Here is an 18,826-nt window from a genome sequence, read left to right on the forward strand (position 1 = left end):
AAATGAATAAAACCCATTTTTTATTGCTATTAGTTCCATTTTTCCTGACTGCTTGTTTCAAAACTGAAAAACAAAGCGAAACAGTTTCTGGAAAAACCAATACCATATCGGTCATTATTGATGATCAGTTGTGGTACGGAGAAGTAGGCGATAGTATTAGAAATAAATTTGCCTCACCGGTTCTTGGACTTACCCAAGAAGAACCGCTTTTTACCATTAATCAATATCCTGCGAGATTGCTAGAAGGCTTTGTTACCGACAGCCGAAGCATCATTGTAGTCAAAAAAACAAACGCAGAGAAATTTGAAATCATTCGAAGCACAACCCTTCCTCACAATACTTTTCGCATTTACGGAAAATCGGTAGACGATATTATATGCAGTCTTGAATTGAACGCGCCGCAAATAATCAAAATTATTCACGATGCCGAAATTCAGAAAATTCAAGAAGACAACAGTGCTTCACTGTTGAATAAAGCTATCATAAAAAACAAATTCCACATCAATATTCAAATCCCGACAGGATATGAATATATGTTGCATAAAAAGAAATTCATCTGGCTTAAGAAGGAAATTATAAGTGGTAATACCAGTTTGTTAATTTACCAGATTCCGCTCTATAATTTCAAGAAGAAAAAAGACGTTGTAAATGCTATTGTCAAAATGCGTGATTCAATCGGTAAATACATTCAGGGCCGTGAACCCAATACACAAATGATTACCAGTGAAGCTTACGCGCCCTATTTCTCAAAAATAATGTTGAACAATAAAGAAGCCTTCGAAACAAAAGGGACATGGGAATTGAAAAATGATTTCATGACTGGACCATTTATCAATTATGCCATTATAGATCCAACCTTTAATCGTGTTTTGGTTATTGAAGGATTCTCTTATTCACCCTCACATCAAGAACGCGATCTAATGCTAGAACTTGAAGCCATTATTAAAACAGTCAGAATAGACAAGCGATAGGTGTTTTGGTTCATGTTTGAAGTTTCTTTGCGGTTCAATTCGTTCAGTTTGTCAACGTGAAACCTGAAACTTCAAACATGAACCAAAAAATTTCGTACTTTTATTCATAACAAACATAAAAACAATTAGTTATGAAAAAATTAACCACAACCTTAGCAATAATAACCTTGTGCTTTATTTCTTGTAAAAAAGAAGTGAAAGAAGAAGCGACACCTACAACAGCGACAGATTCTGTTAAAACGGAAGAACCAGTTGCTGAAGCACCATTAGATTCTGCAGCGCAGATGAAAGCTTGGCAAGAATATGCAACACCAGGAAATCCGCATAAAATACTGGCTGATGAAGTTGGAACATGGAATTGTGATATGACATTTTGGTCGGATGCCAATGCAAAACCTGAAAAAGAAACTTGTGTAGCCGAAATCAAAATGATCTTAGGCGGACGCTTTCAAGAAGCAACTTATAAAGGAACTATGATGGGACAGCCATTTGATGGAAAAGGAACAGTAGGCTATAATAACGCCAGCAAAGAATACGTCTCCACATTTATTGATAATATGGGAACTGGAATGATGATTGGCAGAGGAAAGTATAATGAAAGTACTAAGAGTATAGATTACGACGGAGAAATGGCCGATCCCGTAACAGCAAAAAATACAAAGTACAGAGAAGTTTACACCATCGTAGATGCTAAAACCAGAAAAATGGAAATGTACGATACAAAAAACGGAACTGAATATAAAAGCATGGAAATCGTAATGACGAAAAAGTGATTTTCTAGTCAGTTACAAAGAAACAAAGGCGCAAAGACACAAAGATTTATTCTAGGAAATATAACTTTGTGTCTTTGCGATTTCTATAAGAAACTTTAGCACAGCTAAAAAAATATATAACTTAGCGCCTTCGCGCCTTTGTGGCAAAAACAAAGAAGAATGGAATTAAATTGGAAAATAAAGCCTTTTGAGGCATTAACTGTTCATGAGTTATATGATTTGCTCAGATTGCGAAGTGAAATCTTTGTAGTCGAGCAAAATTGCGTTTATTTGGACCTTGATGGCAAAGACAAGAAAGCATTGCACCTTTTGGGTGAATTTGAAGGCAAAATAGTGGCCTATTCGCGCTTATTTGATGCGGGGATTAGTTTCGATAACGCTTCGATCGGAAGAGTCGTTGTAGATCAAAATTACAGAGACAGAAAATGGGGACACGAATTAATGCAAGAAGCCATAGCCCAAATTCAATCCAATTTTGGAAAAGATAAAATTACTATAGGAGCACAATTGTATTTGAAGAAATTCTACGAAAGCCACGGTTTTGTTCAAACAAGCGAAATGTATTTGGAAGATGATATTCCGCATATCGAGATGATTCGAGAATGATTAAAAATGAAGTAAATCTGCAAGGATTTTTAGCATAAGTAAAAAAAACTTAGAATCTTAGCACCTCAGTATCTTAGAATCTTAGAAAAACTAAATTTTAGTAATCACAAACTCCACCCGCCGATCGTAATTATCGCCTCGGCCTAAAGGATATCTATTGCCGCATCCCATATAGGTCATGCGGCTTTTGGATACTTTTTTGGACATTAGATAATGAAAAACAGTTTTGGCGCGATTCCAAGAAAGTCTCCTTTCTTTAGTATCTCTATCAATTCCGTCGCTGTAGATTTCGGGTGTACAGCAAACGTGTCCGCGTATTTCAAAATTTAAGTTTCGATGATCTTGAAGCGTTACCGCAATTTTATCCAGTTCTTTTTTAGAATTAGGAGTTAGTTTGGCACTTCCAATTTCAAATAAAATAGATTCCAGACAAACTTTATCGCCTACTTTTAATTTGTCTTTAAAAGAAGTGTGAATTCCTTTTCCGAAACTATTCTTTTTAACCACAATTAAGTCAACCCGCCGATTTCGGAGACGTGTTTCGTACAGATTTTCTATCGTATCTGCTTTTACGACAACACGTCCTTTTCCTTCCAGAATTACAATTTTACTTTGATTGAACCCTTTTCTGATCAACAGATCCTGAATCGTATTGGCCCGATTATTAGACAATCTAAAGTTATACTCATCGTTTCCACGATCATCACAATAGCCATAAATCTGTATAGACTCAACTTTAGAAGTGTCTATGTTTTTTATAAAGTTAGAAACCACACTGATTTGTTTTTCTGTCAAATCATATTTGTCAAACTCAAAATAAATTGTTTCAACAGGTTTTTGTTGTGCGTTTACTGTATAAAATGAAAAAAGAATCAGGGCTAGAGTTATCTTCATTCACTACATTTTTAAAATCGTCTTATATTCTGTCTGGTTATTTAATACGCTAACTGCTCTTTTAATTTCTGAATTGTTTTTTAGATAATACTGATATAAACCTTCCTGATACTGATATCTTTTGATCAGTTCTTCCAAAATCATGTTTTTAATTTCTTTTTGGTTTTTGTCCAGTAAAGTAGTTTCGCTTTTTTCTAAAGCATTCAGCAATTGCTGATATTCGGCAGTAATGGTCTCGTCAATTTTTTCTTTTTTAGCGGCAGCTAAAGTATTTTTCAAAGCCACTTCGGTTTCTGTATCAAAAGTGATTTTGTTAGCTTTCAGATATTGTTTGAAAGCAGTATAATCTGCATCAGTCAAAGTCGGAATCTTGTCTCCTAAATTTGGATTTTTGTAATAATACGTTGTTGCATAATCAAAAACACCATCGTTTTTAATTAAAGCAGTTGCAATGGCACTTGTTTTGGTTTCTTCCAATTCGATATCTGGCAAAACCCCTCCGCCATCATAAACCGTTCTTCCTTTTCTGGTTTTAAAAGCATTAAAATTTTTAGCATCAGTTTTCTGAGCCACGCCATTTTTGTCTTTATGCGTGTAATCCAAAGCTTGAATACATCTTCCAGAAGGAGTATAATATCTTGAAATAGTTACCTTTAATTGAGTTCCATAAGTAAGATCAACAGAACGCTGTACCAAACCTTTTCCGAAACTTCTGCTCCCTAAAACAACAGCGCGATCCAAATCTTGCAATGCACCCGAAACAATTTCAGAAGCCGAAGCACTTCTTCCGTTCACTAAAATTGCTAGCGGAATTTCAGTATCAACAGGTTCTTTCTGTGTTTTATATGTGTTGTTGTGTTTTTCAATTCTAGATTTAGTCGTAACAATTACCTCATTCTTCGGAACAAACAAATTACAGATATCAATGGCTTCGTTTAACAAACCTCCAGGATTTCCTCTTAAATCCAAAACAATTTGTTTCGCACCGTCAGCTTTTAGTTTTTCAAGAGCGTCTTTAACTTCTGCAGAAGCTTTTCTGCTAAAATGCGCTAAAACAATATAACCTGTTTTATCATCAATTTTTCCGTAAAAAGGAACCGATTTAATATCAACTTCATCCAAAACTAAAACCGTAGTACTTGGTTTTCCCTGACGAAGATATTTAATGTTGATTTTAGTATTTTTTGTTCCTTTTAATAATTGTGAAGCATCATCTTTAAAATCAGCAATTAAAACATCACCGATTTGGATAATTTCGTCACCCGCTTTTAATCCGGCTTTGTCAGCAGGATAGTTTTTATAAGGTTCACGCACAATTAAGCGGTCTTTTTTTCTAGAGATCAAAGCGCCAATTCCAGTATATTCTCCAGTATTATTGATTTTGAAGTTTACAACATCCTGTTCGTTAAAATAAACCGTGTACGGGTCTAGACTTCCCAACATGCTTTTGATTGCTTTATCCATCAAATCGCCAGGATTTGTTTCGTCTACATAATTGGTGTTTACGGCTTTAAACAAAGTCGTAAAAATTTCGATCTGTTTGGCAATTTCAAAAAAATCTTCTCTAAAACTGGTTCCAACAAACAACATTCCCGCCGCAGCGACTGGTATAATAAATTTCTTTTTGAAATACGGATACATGATTATTCTTTTTTTCTTCTTTTTAATCTTTTTCTAATAAAATAGGCTAATACACAAAATATGATAATAAACGGCCAAATGCTGATAAGTGAAATTAAAAAATCGGATAAACTGAAAAATCCAGATTTAACAGCAGTCCAAAGTTTTGAACCGTATGATATTTTAACGCCTTCTTTTTCGGCAATTGTTTTGTAAAATTCTATTGTAATTGTGCTTTCAGAGACACGACTTTCTAAGTATTTCAGTTGACCTTCTTTTGATTCTATTTCTTCGCGGATTGCTGAAATCTGTTTTTCAATTTCTAAAATCTCGCTGACTTTAGTCGCTTTCTGTAAGATTTGTAGATAGCGTTCTTCTAGTTTTTTCTTCGTATTTAATCTAGAAGTTAAATCAATAAATTGTTCTGTTACATCTTCTGCAGATATATTTTTAACTTCAAAATAAGAAACTCCTTTTGAAACATTATTTATAAAACGATCAAAATTCTGGCTTGGTACTTTTACTGTAAGGCTTCTGTAAACACTGTTGTAATCTTTCCCTTCAGAATCGTTTATGATTCTTGCCTTGTTGTCTGAAACCGCTTTTTGAATTTGATTGTAAGTGTTTTCTAAATTATCTGTTTCAAATCGAAGCGATCCCTGTTTGATTATTTTCTGCGGAATCTTAGTTGTTGAAGATTCATTTAAATCTTGATCTTTTCTATTAGACTCACTTGCTCCAGCAGGTGGCGGTGGCGGAACCATAACGGCGCTTACTGCAACATCATTACTCTCAGCTTCAGATTTACTGCAACCGGAAAGAATCAAAAACAAAAAACATAAAAAGAAAATATGTCGCATAAAATTTCAATTTAGAGCTAAAACTACGATTTTTTTGTCTAACTTGAATAATAATCTTACGTTTTGAAATTTACGCTTCTGTTTTCGTATCAGAATCTTGAGGTTTGTTGATTTGAGCTGCAAATTTCTCAAACAATTGAATCATTTTGGTGTTGATTTCTTCGTAAGATAAACGGTCTTTTGTCTGATAAAAAAGCATAATCGAATAAGGCTGATCCAAGTTATCTAAAAGTAAATGTTTGTTCAAACGATAGGTTTCTCTCAGAACTCTTTTAAAGTAATTTCGATCAACGGCTTTCTTGAAATATTTCTTAGAAACCGAAACGCCAATCTTGGTTTGTTCTTCTGAATTTGCTTCCGTTTGACGGTAAACTAAACGAAGCGGATATTTGGACACCGATTTTCCTTCAGAAAACAGTAAACCAATTGTCGTTTTGCTTTTTAAACGCTCGTTTTTAGGGTAAGTAAAGTTCATTTAATTCAGAAAAAATTTGCAAATTCTACTGCAAAGGTACAATTAAACCATAAAAACAGTTATTGTTTTCAATTTTAATAAGTCTAAAAATATATTTACTACTTTTGCGCATTAATTTTTGAAGCATGGAAAAAATTATATCTTATCCAATATCGGTAATTTACTATTTATTATTTGGTTTATGTTTGGCTGTTTTTCATCCAATTCAGTGGATTTGTTTAAATGTTTTTGGTTACCAGGCTCACAAAAAAAGTGTTGATTATTTAAATTTCTGCCTTTTAAAATGTACCAATCTTGTTGGAACAAGATATACAATCGAAGGAGTAGACACGGTTCCGAAGGGTGTGCCAATTATTTTTGTGGCAAATCACCAAAGTATGTACGATATCGTGGCAATGATTTGGTATTTTAGACGTTTTCATTGTAAATTTGTAAGTAAGAAGGAGTTAGGCAGCGGAATTCCGAGTGTTTCTTATAATTTGAAATACGGAGGATCTGTCTTAATTGACCGTAAAGACCCTAAACAAGCGATACCCGTTATTAAAAGCTTGTCTGAATATATCGAAAAAAACACAAGATCTGCCGTTATTTTTCCAGAAGGGACAAGAAGTAAAACGGGAGTACCAAAAGAATTTGCGCAAAGCGGTTTAAAAATTTTATGCAAATATGCACCATCTGCATACGTTGTACCTGTAAGTATCAATAATTCTTGGAAAATGGTAAAATTTGGTTTTTTTCCTGTTGGTTTAGGAAATCATCTGAAGTTTACAGCTCATAAAGCTATGGCTGTTAAAGATTACAAGTTTGAAGAGCTGATGGAGATTACTGAAAAAGCAGTTAAAGAAGGAATAAATGAATATAAACAAGTTTAAGTTTTAGTCCGAGCTAGAACGTACAACTCAAATCTATAATAAGTAATGTCTATAAAAAACATTAGATTAGAAGTAATGCAGTTTTTGGAGAAAAACGTGGATAGCTTCGTTGAACAGTATTTAATTCCAGTGGAAAAAATTTGGCAGCCGTCGGATTTCTTACCAGATTCTCAAGGAGAAAACTTTTTTGAAGAGGTAAAAGAATTACGCGAGATTGCTAAAGAACTTCCGTATGATTTCTGGGTTACGCTTGTTGGTGATACCATCACAGAAGAAGCTTTGCCTACATACGAGTCATGGTTGATGGATGTTGAAGGAATAGATCAGCAAGAAGGAAATCAAGGAAACGGTTGGGCTAAGTGGGTAAAACAATGGACTGGAGAAGAAAACCGTCATGGAGATCTTTTAAATAAATACTTGTATTTGTCTGGTCGTGTAAACATGCGTGAAATCGAAATGACAACACAGCATTTGATCAACGACGGTTTTGATATTGGAACTGGAACTGACCCATACAAAAACTTTGTATACACTAGTTTTCAGGAATTAGCAACTTATGTTTCGCACAATAGAGTAGCTCAGATAGCTAAGAAATTTGGTGATAACAAGTTGTCTAAAATGTGTAAAATGATTGCAGGTGATGAAATGCGTCACCACCACGCCTATAGCGAATTTGTTACTAGAATTTTTCAAGTTGATCCAAGCGAAATGATGTTGGCGTTTCAATACATGATGAAGCAGAAAATCGTTATGCCGGCTCACTTCTTGAGAGAATCTGGCCAAAAAATTAGTACAGCTTTCGAACAATTCTCAGATTCAGCACAGCGTATTGGAGTTTATACAGCAAACGATTATGTTGAAATCATGCAGAAATTAATCAATAAATGGGAAATTGATAAGATTTCTAATTTGACTGATGAAGCAGAAAAAGCTCGTGATTACTTAATGAAATTGCCAGGTCGTATGGCCAAAATCTCTGAAAGAATCGTTATTCCACAAGAATCACATATTTTCAAATGGGTTGAACCAGCGAGACTTTAAATTTTAAATTTTAGATTTTAGATTGGAATTTGGAGTTTAAAAAATTGGAATTTCAAAAAGACGCAACATTGTTGCTTTAAAATATATTTGTTGGTTGTTGGAGATTCAAAATCTTTGACAATCAACATTTTTTATAAACCGTAAAAACTTCTGTATGAGCGATTCACAACTGATTATTAAAACCATTGCTTTTGTTAAAGAAAAACTAAACGATGCCGAAGGCGGACACGATTGGTTTCATATAGAACGCGTTTACAAAAATGCTCTTTTGATAGCCAAAGAAACAGAGTGCAATCTTACAGTTGTACAATTGGGTGCTTTATTGCATGATATTGCCGATAGTAAATTTCACAACGGAGACGAAACAATCGGGCCAAAAACAGCAAGAGCGTTTTTAGAGAAAGAAAATGTATCTGAGAACACTATTGCCCATGTTGTCAATATCATTGAAAATATCTCTTATAAAGGCGGAAATTTCGAAAGAAAGTTCTCTTCTGTCGAATTGGATATCGTTCAAGATGCTGATCGTCTTGACGCAATTGGTGCAATTGGTGTTGCAAGAGCATTTAACTATGGAGGATTTAAGAACAGAGCTTTATATAATCCAGAAATTGAGCCGATAACCAATATGACAAAAGAGGAGTATAAAAAGAATAGCGCTCCAACCATTAATCATTTCTACGAAAAGCTTTTACTGCTTAAGGACAAAATGAATACCGAAAAAGGAAAAGAAATTGCGACAGAAAGACATCGTTTTATGGAAACTTTTCTAGCTCAGTTTTATGCCGAATGGGAAGGGTTGAAATAGAAATTACATTCAGATTATAAACATAAAAAAGGCTCTAATCTAGAGTTTTTTTTTATTTTGAGATAATGTATATCAGAAGCTTTAAAGGATTATAATCGGGATTTTAAAAAGCACATTATTACAAAAGCACATAAAAAACCAATTGAAAACCATAGTATCCTAGTTATGTTGATATTTCGAATCATTTCCCTTTTTTCAAACCTTGTCATTTTAAATGTATTTTTAATAATTCAAAAATAATTTGACTTAAGGTATGATGGTGCCTTGAAAAGCTTTTAAACCATTATAATAAGACATTTTTTAATCTCAGTTCTCAGTCTCAGTCAGAGTTACAGTCTATATTCTTTATTCTATATTCTTAATTAGATAAAATTGAGAAAAAACTAATGATGATGTTTCATTATCAAATAAGTGATTATTGTTGCACAGAAAAAACCTATTGCAAACCACAGTAATCGAGCAACTCTGTTGTCTCGTATTACTTCCATTCTGTCTTCTGGTGTCATTTTTTAATAAATTTAGAAGACAAAAATAGTTGTAGAAAATATACTAATAAGCTATTATAGGTTTTTAAAACAACAGAATAAGACATTTTTAACTCATAAAAAAAGCCATTCAAATGAACAGCTTTTTTTTACTTTGTACCTTTTTAAGAACATCCACAATCGGTTCCGCTACCGCAGTCTTTTTTCTTTTTGGATTTAAAGAAGAACTTTTTAATCAAAAAAGCAACGGCAATTCCTAATATGGCAAAGGCTATTATTTCCTGAAACATAACTTTTTATTTTAAAAGTTGATACGCAATTAATGCGGTAAAATAAGCGAGACCACTCATTAAAAACAGTTGCATTGCAGGCCATTTCCATGAATTGGTTTCTTTTTTGGTAATCGCCAATGTACTGGCGCATTGCATAGCAAAAGCATAAAATAGCAATAAAGAAATTCCGGTAGCAAAATCAAATATTTTTTTTCCGGTATCTGGCCAAACTTCTGCCTGCATTTTGCTTTTTATAGTCGATTCGTTATCAGTATCGCCAACACTGTAGATGGTTGCCAGCGTTCCTACGAAAACTTCGCGGGCAGCAAAAGAACTGATTAAAGCAATTCCGATTTTCCAATCGTAACCCAAAGGCTTAATTGCTGGTTCGATTGCTCTTCCCATTAATCCGATATAAGAATTCTCTAATTTTTGAGAATTAACTTCATTTTCAAACTGAGTTTCATCCAAAGCTGTATTGGCAAATCTTTCTTTTACGATAGTTTCGGCTTCGTTGAATTCTTTTCCAGGTCCGTATGAGGCCAAAAACCAAAGAATAACAGAGATCGCCAAGATAATTTTACCTGCTCCAACAACAAAAGCTTTTGTTTTTTCTACAACGTTGATTCCAACATTCTTTAAAAGAGGCATTTTATAACTTGGCATTTCCACAACGAAATACGTTTTAGAATCTAACTTTAATACTTTATTCAAGATATAGGCCGATAAAATAGCTGTAAAAAATCCTAAAACATAAAGCGCCATAAGCGTTAATCCCTGAAGATTTAAAACTCCAAAAAGGCGTTTGCTCGGAATTACAAGTGAAATAATAATGGCATAAACAGGTAACCTTGCCGAACAAGTGGTGAATGGCGTTACTAAGATCGTAATAAGGCGTTCTTTCCAGTTTTCGATATTTCGAGTCGCCATAATCGCGGGAATGGCACAGGCAGTTCCAGAAATTAAAGGCACAACGCTTTTTCCCGAAAGTCCAAACTTGCGCATGATTTTATCCATTAAGAATACAACACGGCTCATATAACCGCTTTCTTCTAAAATCGAAATGAATAAAAACAAGAAAGCAATCTGCGGAATGAAAATAATAACTCCACCAATTCCTGGAATAATTCCCTGCGAAAGTAAATCGGTTAAAATACCGCTTGGCAGTTCTTCTGCAACCCAGCTGCTTAAAGAAGCAAAAGTGCTATCAATGAAATCCATTGGAATAGTTGACCAGCTGAAAATTGATTGGAAAATCAAGAATAAAATGGCAAAGAAAATAAAGTAACCCCAAACTTTGTGCGTTAAAACGCGATCCAATTTTGCTCGGATATCTTTCGCGGTCGAAGCATCAATCTTTAAACCTTCTTTTAAAACATCATTGATAAATTGATATCTTTTGATGGTTTCTTTCTGCTGTAAACGCTTTAATTCTGAATGTGATTTGGTAAAAGTGCTTCGGATTTCATTTCGATCTAAATTCAAGAAATTGACATCTTGCGTAATGACCAACCACAATTTATACATCAATTGGTTTGGAAATGCTTTTTGTAATTTTTCAAAATATTCAGGATCAATTACAGAAGCATTCAAACACGGTTCGTGCGGAAGTGTTTTATAAGAAACAATCAGTTCTTTTAATTCTTCAATTCCTAAACCTTTGCGAGAACTTACTAATGCAATTTTTGTTTTTAGTTTCTCTTCTAAATACGGAATATCCAAAGAAATTCCTTTACGCTCCATACGATCAGACATATTGATAACCAAAATCGTCGGAATTTCTAGATCTTTTATTTGGGTGTAGATGAGTAGATTTCGTTTCAGATTTTCAACATCTGTTACAACAACCGCTACATCTGGATATAGTTTATCGTTTTTGTTTAGCAAAAGCTCGATTACAACACTTTCGTCCATCGAACTCGCATTCAAACTGTACGTTCCAGGTAAATCTAGAATATTGGCTTTTACGTTATTAGGTAATTTGCAAAATCCTATTTTCTTCTCAACCGTGATTCCAGGATAATTTCCAACTTGTTGGTTCAGACCTGTTAATTGATTGAAGACAGAGGTTTTTCCGGTATTGGGATTTCCGATAAGGGCAACATTTATATTCTGAACACTCATTACAAATTGGTTTTGATAAGTTCAACTTCAATTTCACGAGCTGTTTCAATACGAATGGCAACATGAGAACCGTTAATATCTAAATATAAAGGATCGCCAAAAGGAGCAACCTGTAGCAATTCAACTAAGCTACCAGGCAGACAACCCATTTCTAATAATTTAAGTGGAATAAGATCGATATCAAAATCTTTGATAATGGCTTTTTCGCCTTTTTTCAGAGTGTGTATTGTATTTTGCAAGCTTATTTAGATTGAATTTAGATTGCAAAAGTAGGCAATTATTCTTTATTTCAAGGCATTTAACACTTCCACAAATGCTAAATGTTTCTAAAAATAAGGGTTTTTACTCTTGAGAAAGGAATTCGATGTCTTCTAAAAGACGTTTTACATCTTCTTTATTTGTTCCGTCATAAAAACCTCTAACGCGGCGCTTTTGATCGACCAAAACAAAATTTTCTGTATGAACCATATCATAAAGCTGATCTGGTCTACCCAATTTCACAGCCAAATACGATTTTCTGGCCATAGTGTAGATTTCTTTTTTATCTCCAGTAACCAAGTTCCATTTGCTGTCCACAACACCATATTTAATGGCATAAGCTTTTAAAACCGAAACACTGTCAACTTCAGGAAAAACCGTATGAGAAAGCAACATTACTTTAGGATTGTTTAAAACTGCTTTTTGAACCTCAACAAGATTGGTTGACATTTTTGGGCAGATCGATCCGCAAGTGGTAAAGAAGAAATCGGCAACATAAATTTTCCCTTCGTAATTTTTCTGGGTAATGGTATCACCATTTTGATTGATAAAAGAAAAATCGGCAATAGTGTGGTATTTGCTTTTATATTGAACTGTACTATCTACCAATTCAGGATTTACATCGGCTGGATTGTAAATCGGAAGCGTTTTTTTAGGTTTTAAAGCCGAGTAAAACAAGGATATCGTAACAACCGAAAATACTATTAGAACAATGAAGAATTTGCGGTATTTATATAAAAGCGATTTCATAAAAATAATTTGGCGCAAAAATACAAAAAGCAGATTCTAAAAACTTTACTGGATTATTTTTTTAACAGCCTTTTGTAACTTTTATCAGTATCTGTAGACATATACCTCAATGTTTAAGTTCTATTTGTGAAATTTATCCGTCTTTTTGATTGTACAGTTAGAATTTTAACATAATTTTTGAAATAATAACAATATGTTTGTATTTTCCCTTAAACTATAATTTTTTATGAAAAAACAATTTGCTAAACCTGTGTTTGGTGTGATATCTGCAATGTTTGCAATTACCGCAGCCCAAGCTCAAAATGCTCCAAAGGAACCAGGTATTAATGTTTCGTACATGAATACGAATATTAGCCCAAGTCAGGATTTTTTCAAATATGTAAACGGTACTTGGCTAGAAAAAACAGAAATCCCGAGTGATCGTACGACATGGGGAAGTTTTAATGAACTGATTAAGAAAACTGACAAAGATGTTATGGCAGTTTTGCAGGAGGCTGCAAAGAATCCAAAGTACAAATCAAATACAGATCAAGGAAAAGCGGTGAATCTGTATAATACTTACTTAGATTCTATTGGAAGAAATAAAAAAGGAATCGAACCATTAAAACCATATCTGAAAAAAATTGATGCAATTAAAAACATTGCCGATGTTCAGAAATATTTGGTTGAAATGGAAAAAGAAGGAAATGCTGGATTTTTCGGAATTTACATTGGAGCTGATGATAAAGACAGTTCTAAAAACTCTGTAAATTTAGGACCAAACCAATTAGGACTTCCTGATAAAGATTACTACACTTCTGAAGATAAAGATTCAAAAGAAAAACGTGTAAAATATGAATTGCATGTTGCGAGAATGCTTCAGTTTATTGGAGAATCTCCAGAAAAAGCAAAACAAAGTGCTGCTGAGGTTTTAGCTCTTGAAACAGAATTGTCAAAACCAAGATTAAACAGAGTAGAAAGAAGAGACAGTCGTTTGCAATACAACCCAATGACAGTTGCTGAACTTCAAAAATTGACTCCTGCTATTAAATGGAACGAATATTTTGCTGGTTTAGGAATTACTAATTTACAGAATGTAATTGTTTCTGAGCCTAAATATATGACTGCTTTAGAAACTGTTTTCAAAGAAAATAAAGTAGCACAATGGAAAGAATACCTAAAATGGGATTTGATTAACAGTGCTGCAGGTAAACTGACAACAGCAATTGATAATGCTAATTTCGATTTTTACAGCAAAACATTAAGAGGTGCAATTAAACAGCTTCCGTCTGAAGAAAGAGCACTGAATGTTGTTAATGGAAATGTTGGTGAAGCTCTTGGAAAACTTTATGTAGAGAAGGTTTTTCCAGCTGAGGCTAAAACTAAAGCGATTGATATGATTCATAATGTTATCACGGCTTACCAAAACCGTATTAACAATTTAACTTGGATGTCTAAAGATACTAAGGCAAAAGCAATCGAAAAGCTGAATAAAATAACGATTAAAGTTGGATATCCTGATAAATGGAAAGACTATTCGGCTTTGGAAATTAAAAGTATTGCAGAAGGAGGAAGCTATTTTGAGAATTCTAAAAACTTAGCGTTATGGAGATTTAAGAAAAGCGTCGATAAATTGTCTAAACCAGTTGATAAAACAGAATGGCACATGTCGCCTCAAACGGTAAATGCTTACTACAATCCATCTTATAACGAAATTGTATTCCCAGCTGCAATCCTACAGCCACCTTTCTACAATTATCAAGCTGACGAAGCAGTTAATTATGGTGGAATTGGTGCTGTAATTGGTCACGAGATTTCTCACGGATTTGATGATTCTGGTGCGCGTTACAACGCAGAAGGTAATTTAGTTGACTGGTGGACAGAAGATGATTTGAAACAATTTACTGCTCTTGGAACAGATTTGGCAAATCAGTACAGCGCTCTTGAGCCGTTGCCAGGAATTCACGTTGATGGTAATTTTACTTTAGGTGAGAACATTGGTGACTTAGGCGGAATCAATGCTGCTTATGATGGTTTGCAATTGTATTTGAAAGCTCATGGAAACCCAGGTTTAATCGACGGATTTACACCGGAGCAGCGTTTCTTTATTTCTTGGGCTACGGTTTGGAGAACAAAAACTAGAGACGAAGCGATTAAAAATCAAGTGAAAACAGATCCGCACTCTCCAGGAATGTACAGAGCTTATGTTCCAATTCAGAATGTTGATGCTTTTTACAAAGCTTTCGATATCAAGAAAGGTGATAAAATGTATGTTGAACCAGAAAAACGAGTTAAAATCTGGTAATCAATTTTAATAATTCAAAAAAGGGCGGTTCCGAATTTCGGAACCGCCCTTTACTATTTTGAGATAATCAAACGATGTTCCGTAGGAACATTTGATTGGTAGAAAAAAATATTGGCGCACCATTTTTTACGTTCCGTAGGAACGTTTGATTTTGATATAAATTTTAATCATCTAGCACATTAAACGTTCCTACGGAACGTAAATGGCTAATAACATAATTTTTCTACCGATGAAATGTTCCTACGGAACATAATCTGGTCTGTGATTATTTTAAATGACTGTAGATATATGCTTCAATTGCCTTTAATTCATCATCAGACATGGCCTGAGTAATAGCAAAATTGGTTTTCATAACCTCAAACTGACTTGGGTCAACAATTGGTTCTGCATTTCCTTTTAAGAAAGTAACGATATTGCCGTTTTTGTCTTTATAAATTTTGGCAATTTCTTTAATGCTTGGGCCAATCACTTTTTGATCAGGCTGATGACAGGCAAAACAATTTCCGCTGCTTTCAAAAAGTTGTTTTCCTAGGTCTTCTGGGGTTTTGGCTTTCGCCGATTCGCCTTCAGAAACCGATTCTGTTACTGTATTTGTTGATTCAGCATTTTCTTTTTTACAAGAAGCAAAGGCTAAAACAGCAGCTAAGAATAAAACCTTTTTCATCTTATTTATTTAAAAGTATTGCTGCTTCTTTAGCAAAATAAGTAGAAATAAGATTAGCACCCGAACGTTTAATGCACATTAATTGTTCCATCATAATCTTGTCATGATCTAGCCAGCCTCTTTCAGATGCCGCTTTAATCATGGCATATTCACCAGAAACTTGATAAACAGTTACAGGAACATGTACCGTATTTTTTATTTCGCGAACAATATCCAAATAAGCAATTCCTGGTTTTACCATAACCATATCAGCACCTTCTTCAACGTCAGACAGCGCTTCTTTAATCGCCTCTATACGGTTTGCATAATCCATTTGGTATGTTTTTTTATCTTTTGGAACCACGACATCAGCTTCTTTTGGAGCCGAATCTAAAGCATCTCTAAAAGGCCCGTAAAAAGCTGAAGCATATTTAGCAGAATAACTCATGATGCCAACATTCTGAAATCCGGCAGCATCTAAACCTTCGCGCAGACGTAAAACACGTCCGTCCATCATATCGCTTGGCGCAACAAAATCGGCACCAGCTTCTGCGTGAGAAACGGCCATTTTTACTAAAGCATCAACTGTGCTGTCGTTTTCTACATCGCCATTTTTTATAATTCCGTCATGACCATAAATAGAATAAGGGTCTAAAGCCACATCTGGCATAACGATCATTTCTGGACAAGCTGCTTTTATAGCACGAATAGCATGCTGCATTAATCCGTTAGAATTCCAAGCTTCTTTTCCAGTATTGTCTTTTAGGTTTTCACTAACTTTTACATAAATATTTACGGCGCGAATTCCTAAATCAAAAAGTTCTTTTACTTCTTCAACTGTTAAATCTATAGATCTTCTGAAGATTCCCGGCATTGACGGAATTTCGACTTTTACATTTTCGCCTTCAGCAATAAACATTGGAAACATAAAATCCGATGGACTTAAACTGGTTTCACGAACTAAAGAACGAATGGATTCATTTACTCTTAATCTTCTGCCTCTTTGTAATGGGAACATATAATTTTAGATTTTAGATTTTAGATTTTAGATTTTTAGTTGATTTCTCTGAAACTCAGACTGAGAATCTATTTCTAAAACTGCAGTTGTTTTTATTTTTTTTGAAGTTTATCTCAATTTTTAATGAGTGGCGCAAAGTTAAAGAAAAAGGAACAAAATAAGGCGTTTAGCTTGTTGTAGAATGAGTTAATATTATCTAAAAATTTGGTTTGATGTTTTTATTTGAAGTAGATTTGTAAAATTAGGAAAAATCTTATTTTTAACATTGCCATGAAAGTTTATAGTTTACAAATTCCACGAAATCACAATTATGCGCAACTTCTTGTTTCTCCAGATCAAGAATTTACAAAAGAGATTGATGTTTGGTGGGAAGATTGGGGAGTAACAGGAAATGAAATAAAGGATTTTATAGCTTCAAACAGATCTAAAACTTGTTTAGAATCAATTGCAGATGAACTTGAAAAAGAATTTATAGGATTGTCTAGTTTTAAATTCGATGTTAAAAAAACAGAAAAAGAAAAGACTGGAAATTTAACTAGACTTAAACATCTTCCAAAAGAAAATCCTAATTTAAAGTTTATCTACACTTCAATAGAAATTAAATTGTTGCCTCTAAGCACAGTAGAATTTGAAGAAGATGAAAGCGGAGAAAAACATATCGAAGAAATTTATGGTATTTCAGAATTAAGAGGAGATATAATTATTCCAAGAGAAGAGGGAAAAGGCTTTTTCTTTAATAAAAATGATGTAAATGGATATGATTTTTTTAAACCGCTCAACACAGGATTTCTTTTATGTACAGAGAAAGTAAAAGAATTTTGTGAGAAGAAAAGATATACAAATGTTGTTTTTTTAGAAGTTGGAGATATTGTTTAAACTCGATAGCGCGGATTTGCAATCCGTGCCCGCAAAGATTGATTTTTTGTTTTGAGGCATTAGGTTGAATCTCACTGTTGCGTGCACTGATTGTAAATCCGCGGTAGCGAAGTTGCGAACCATCACGATGAAAGTAAAATAGAAATGAAATGAAAGAAAGTTTAAAAGAATTTATAGATTATAACGATTCTGATGATGAGTTGGAATATTACATTAGAATTCATGCTGAATGGAGTGAAGAATCTTTTTTAAAAATGAAAAGATTAATTAGTAATGTGATAGAAGATTATTCAGATGATTCGTATTATCCAAAATTAATTATTTATTATTGCTTGAAAGTTATTCAAAGAATAATTGATAGTATATCAAATGACTTTTTTTGCCAACATGTTTGGCCAAAAGAATTTACGCAAGAAAGTTATAAAGCTTTTATAAGCGAAAGAATTATAGGTTTAAAATCGATAAGAGAAAATTTTATTAATTCAATTTAAATCCGCGCTAGCGAACTAAGAATTTAGACATATCATGGTTTTTCAGAATATTCCATCTAAATTTGTCTAATGAAGAAAATTCTCGCTTTATTTTGCTGTTTGCTCTTAACGAGTTGTTTTGAGATAACAGAAAGAATCAAACATCACGATGACCAAAGTGGTGAATATACTCTAATTGTGGACTTTTCTAAATCTTGGTTTAAAACCAAATCGGCTATTTGGCTCGAAGAAGTCGATGGCGTAAAAATTCCGAATGAACAGGAAATTACAGCAAAACTCAATGATTTTAAAGATAAGGCTTTAAAGATTAACGGAATTTCCAACGTTAGCACCAAAACAGATTTTCAGAATTACGTTTTCATTATCAAACTCAACTACGCCAATCTAAAAGCACTGAACGCCGTTGTAAATACAATCAATAATCAGCGCGATCAGATTCACTTTAGCGGAAGCGGCAAAACTTTTGAAAGAATTGCGTCATATCCCGTTCCAGAAAAAGTGGTAAACGACCCAAAGAAAAAGAAAGATCTCGAAGAAGCCAGCATTATTTCTATTTATACTTTCGATAAAGATATTCTGTCTGCAGACAATGCAAACAGCAAAATTTCCAAAAACAAAAAGACGGTTTTTTTAAAACAAAGTATGTACAGCGTTTTTAAAAAATCGACATTAATGAATAATACCATCCAATTAACGCCTTGATTT

Annotated in this window: 20 protein-coding genes; 10 read left to right on the plus strand and 10 right to left on the minus strand. The window is 33.8% G+C overall.

Translation table 11 applies throughout. From position 1 onward, the window contains the following. Positions 1–2: 2 nt before the first annotated feature. The 3 genes from BSF41_RS14345 to BSF41_RS14355 all read left to right on the plus strand — a co-directional run bounded on the left by BSF41_RS14345 (position 3) and on the right by BSF41_RS14355 (position 2,350). The gene (locus BSF41_RS14345) at positions 3–971 is read left to right on the plus strand and encodes a DUF4837 family protein (protein ID WP_095930192.1); all 969 of its coding nucleotides are present in this window, start codon (positions 3–5) and stop codon (positions 969–971) included. A 131-nt stretch (positions 972–1,102) separates the two neighbouring features. Next, complete coding sequence (locus tag BSF41_RS14350; protein ID WP_095930193.1) at positions 1,103–1,744, plus strand: DUF1579 domain-containing protein; 642 nt, start codon at positions 1,103–1,105, stop codon at positions 1,742–1,744. 159 nt (positions 1,745–1,903) lie between these two features. Beyond that, complete coding sequence (locus BSF41_RS14355; protein WP_095930194.1) at positions 1,904–2,350, plus strand: GNAT family N-acetyltransferase; 447 nt, start codon at positions 1,904–1,906, stop codon at positions 2,348–2,350. 90 nt (positions 2,351–2,440) lie between these two features. Here BSF41_RS14355 and BSF41_RS14360 read toward each other — a convergent pair whose 3' ends face one another. From BSF41_RS14360 to rnpA, 4 genes are all read right to left on the minus strand, one after another. Next, positions 2,441–3,244, minus strand: a complete 804-nt coding sequence (locus BSF41_RS14360; protein WP_095930195.1) for an OmpA family protein — start codon at positions 3,242–3,244, stop codon at positions 2,441–2,443. Positions 3,245–3,247: 3 nt separating this feature from the next. Next, positions 3,248–4,885, minus strand: coding sequence for a S41 family peptidase (locus BSF41_RS14365; RefSeq protein ID WP_095930196.1), 1,638 nt, complete (start codon positions 4,883–4,885; stop codon positions 3,248–3,250). Positions 4,886–4,887: 2 nt separating this feature from the next. Beyond that, the gene (locus BSF41_RS14370; protein WP_095930197.1) at positions 4,888–5,724 is read right to left on the minus strand and encodes a DUF4349 domain-containing protein; all 837 of its coding nucleotides are present in this window, start codon (positions 5,722–5,724) and stop codon (positions 4,888–4,890) included. A gap of 70 nt (positions 5,725–5,794) precedes the next feature. Then, positions 5,795–6,199 carry a ribonuclease P protein component gene (rnpA, locus tag BSF41_RS14375; RefSeq protein ID WP_095930198.1) on the minus strand — a complete coding sequence of 135 codons (405 nt, stop codon included), beginning with the start codon at positions 6,197–6,199 and terminating at the stop codon, positions 5,795–5,797. A 125-nt stretch (positions 6,200–6,324) separates the two neighbouring features. Between rnpA and BSF41_RS14380 the strand changes: the two genes are divergently transcribed. The 3 genes from BSF41_RS14380 to BSF41_RS14390 all read left to right on the plus strand — a co-directional run bounded on the left by BSF41_RS14380 (position 6,325) and on the right by BSF41_RS14390 (position 8,920). Continuing rightward, positions 6,325–7,071, plus strand: a complete 747-nt coding sequence (locus BSF41_RS14380) for a 1-acyl-sn-glycerol-3-phosphate acyltransferase (protein ID WP_095930199.1) — start codon at positions 6,325–6,327, stop codon at positions 7,069–7,071. Positions 7,072–7,116: 45 nt separating this feature from the next. Beyond that, a complete protein-coding gene (locus tag BSF41_RS14385; protein ID WP_095930200.1) occupies positions 7,117–8,112 on the plus strand; it encodes an acyl-ACP desaturase in 996 nt (331 codons plus the stop codon). A gap of 154 nt (positions 8,113–8,266) precedes the next feature. Next, entirely contained in the window at positions 8,267–8,920 is a 654-nt protein-coding gene (locus tag BSF41_RS14390; RefSeq protein WP_095930201.1) for an HD domain-containing protein, read from the plus strand. A gap of 649 nt (positions 8,921–9,569) precedes the next feature. Here the strand turns inward: BSF41_RS14390 and BSF41_RS14395 are convergent. The 4 genes from BSF41_RS14395 to BSF41_RS14410 form a co-directional block, all read right to left on the minus strand. Beyond that, entirely contained in the window at positions 9,570–9,695 is a 126-nt protein-coding gene (locus tag BSF41_RS14395; RefSeq protein WP_095930202.1) for a FeoB-associated Cys-rich membrane protein, read from the minus strand. Between the two features lie 6 nt (positions 9,696–9,701). Beyond that, on the minus strand, positions 9,702–11,801 hold the full coding sequence (gene feoB, locus BSF41_RS14400) for a ferrous iron transport protein B (RefSeq protein WP_095930203.1): 2,100 nt from the start codon (positions 11,799–11,801) through the stop codon (positions 9,702–9,704). Continuing rightward, complete coding sequence (locus BSF41_RS14405; RefSeq protein WP_008465698.1) at positions 11,801–12,040, minus strand: FeoA family protein; 240 nt, start codon at positions 12,038–12,040, stop codon at positions 11,801–11,803. Before BSF41_RS14405 ends, feoB begins: the two co-directional genes overlap by 1 nt. A gap of 103 nt (positions 12,041–12,143) precedes the next feature. Beyond that, the gene (locus BSF41_RS14410; protein ID WP_095930204.1) at positions 12,144–12,809 is read right to left on the minus strand and encodes an SCO family protein; all 666 of its coding nucleotides are present in this window, start codon (positions 12,807–12,809) and stop codon (positions 12,144–12,146) included. A gap of 226 nt (positions 12,810–13,035) precedes the next feature. On the opposite strand from BSF41_RS14410, the gene BSF41_RS14415 reads away from it, so the two are divergent. Then, on the plus strand, positions 13,036–15,093 hold the full coding sequence (locus BSF41_RS14415; RefSeq protein ID WP_095930205.1) for a M13 family metallopeptidase: 2,058 nt from the start codon (positions 13,036–13,038) through the stop codon (positions 15,091–15,093). Positions 15,094–15,358: 265 nt separating this feature from the next. On the opposite strand, the gene BSF41_RS14420 is transcribed toward BSF41_RS14415, so the two are convergent. Together BSF41_RS14420 and hemB are read right to left on the minus strand one after the other, a co-directional pair. Next, positions 15,359–15,757: a c-type cytochrome gene (locus tag BSF41_RS14420; RefSeq protein ID WP_095930206.1), complete on the minus strand. Its 399-nt coding sequence runs from the start codon at positions 15,755–15,757 to the stop codon at positions 15,359–15,361. 1 nt (position 15,758) lies between these two features. Further along, positions 15,759–16,754 (minus strand): porphobilinogen synthase, encoded by a 996-nt coding sequence (gene hemB / locus BSF41_RS14425; protein WP_095930207.1) that lies wholly within the window; start codon positions 16,752–16,754, stop codon positions 15,759–15,761. Between the two features lie 270 nt (positions 16,755–17,024). Here hemB and BSF41_RS14430 point away from each other — a divergent pair, with 270 nt between their 5' ends. From BSF41_RS14430 to BSF41_RS14440, 3 genes are all read left to right on the plus strand, one after another. After that, positions 17,025–17,630, plus strand: coding sequence for a hypothetical protein (locus tag BSF41_RS14430; RefSeq protein ID WP_095930208.1), 606 nt, complete (start codon positions 17,025–17,027; stop codon positions 17,628–17,630). Between the two features lie 149 nt (positions 17,631–17,779). Next, on the plus strand, positions 17,780–18,121 hold the full coding sequence (locus BSF41_RS14435) for a hypothetical protein (protein ID WP_095930209.1): 342 nt from the start codon (positions 17,780–17,782) through the stop codon (positions 18,119–18,121). A gap of 69 nt (positions 18,122–18,190) precedes the next feature. Further along, positions 18,191–18,823, plus strand: coding sequence for a hypothetical protein (locus tag BSF41_RS14440; protein ID WP_095930210.1), 633 nt, complete (start codon positions 18,191–18,193; stop codon positions 18,821–18,823). Positions 18,824–18,826 lie beyond the last annotated feature (3 nt).

Origin of the sequence: Flavobacterium sp. ACN2 (assembly GCF_002303885.1) — a bacterium.
Lineage (GTDB): Bacteria > Bacteroidota > Bacteroidia > Flavobacteriales > Flavobacteriaceae > Flavobacterium.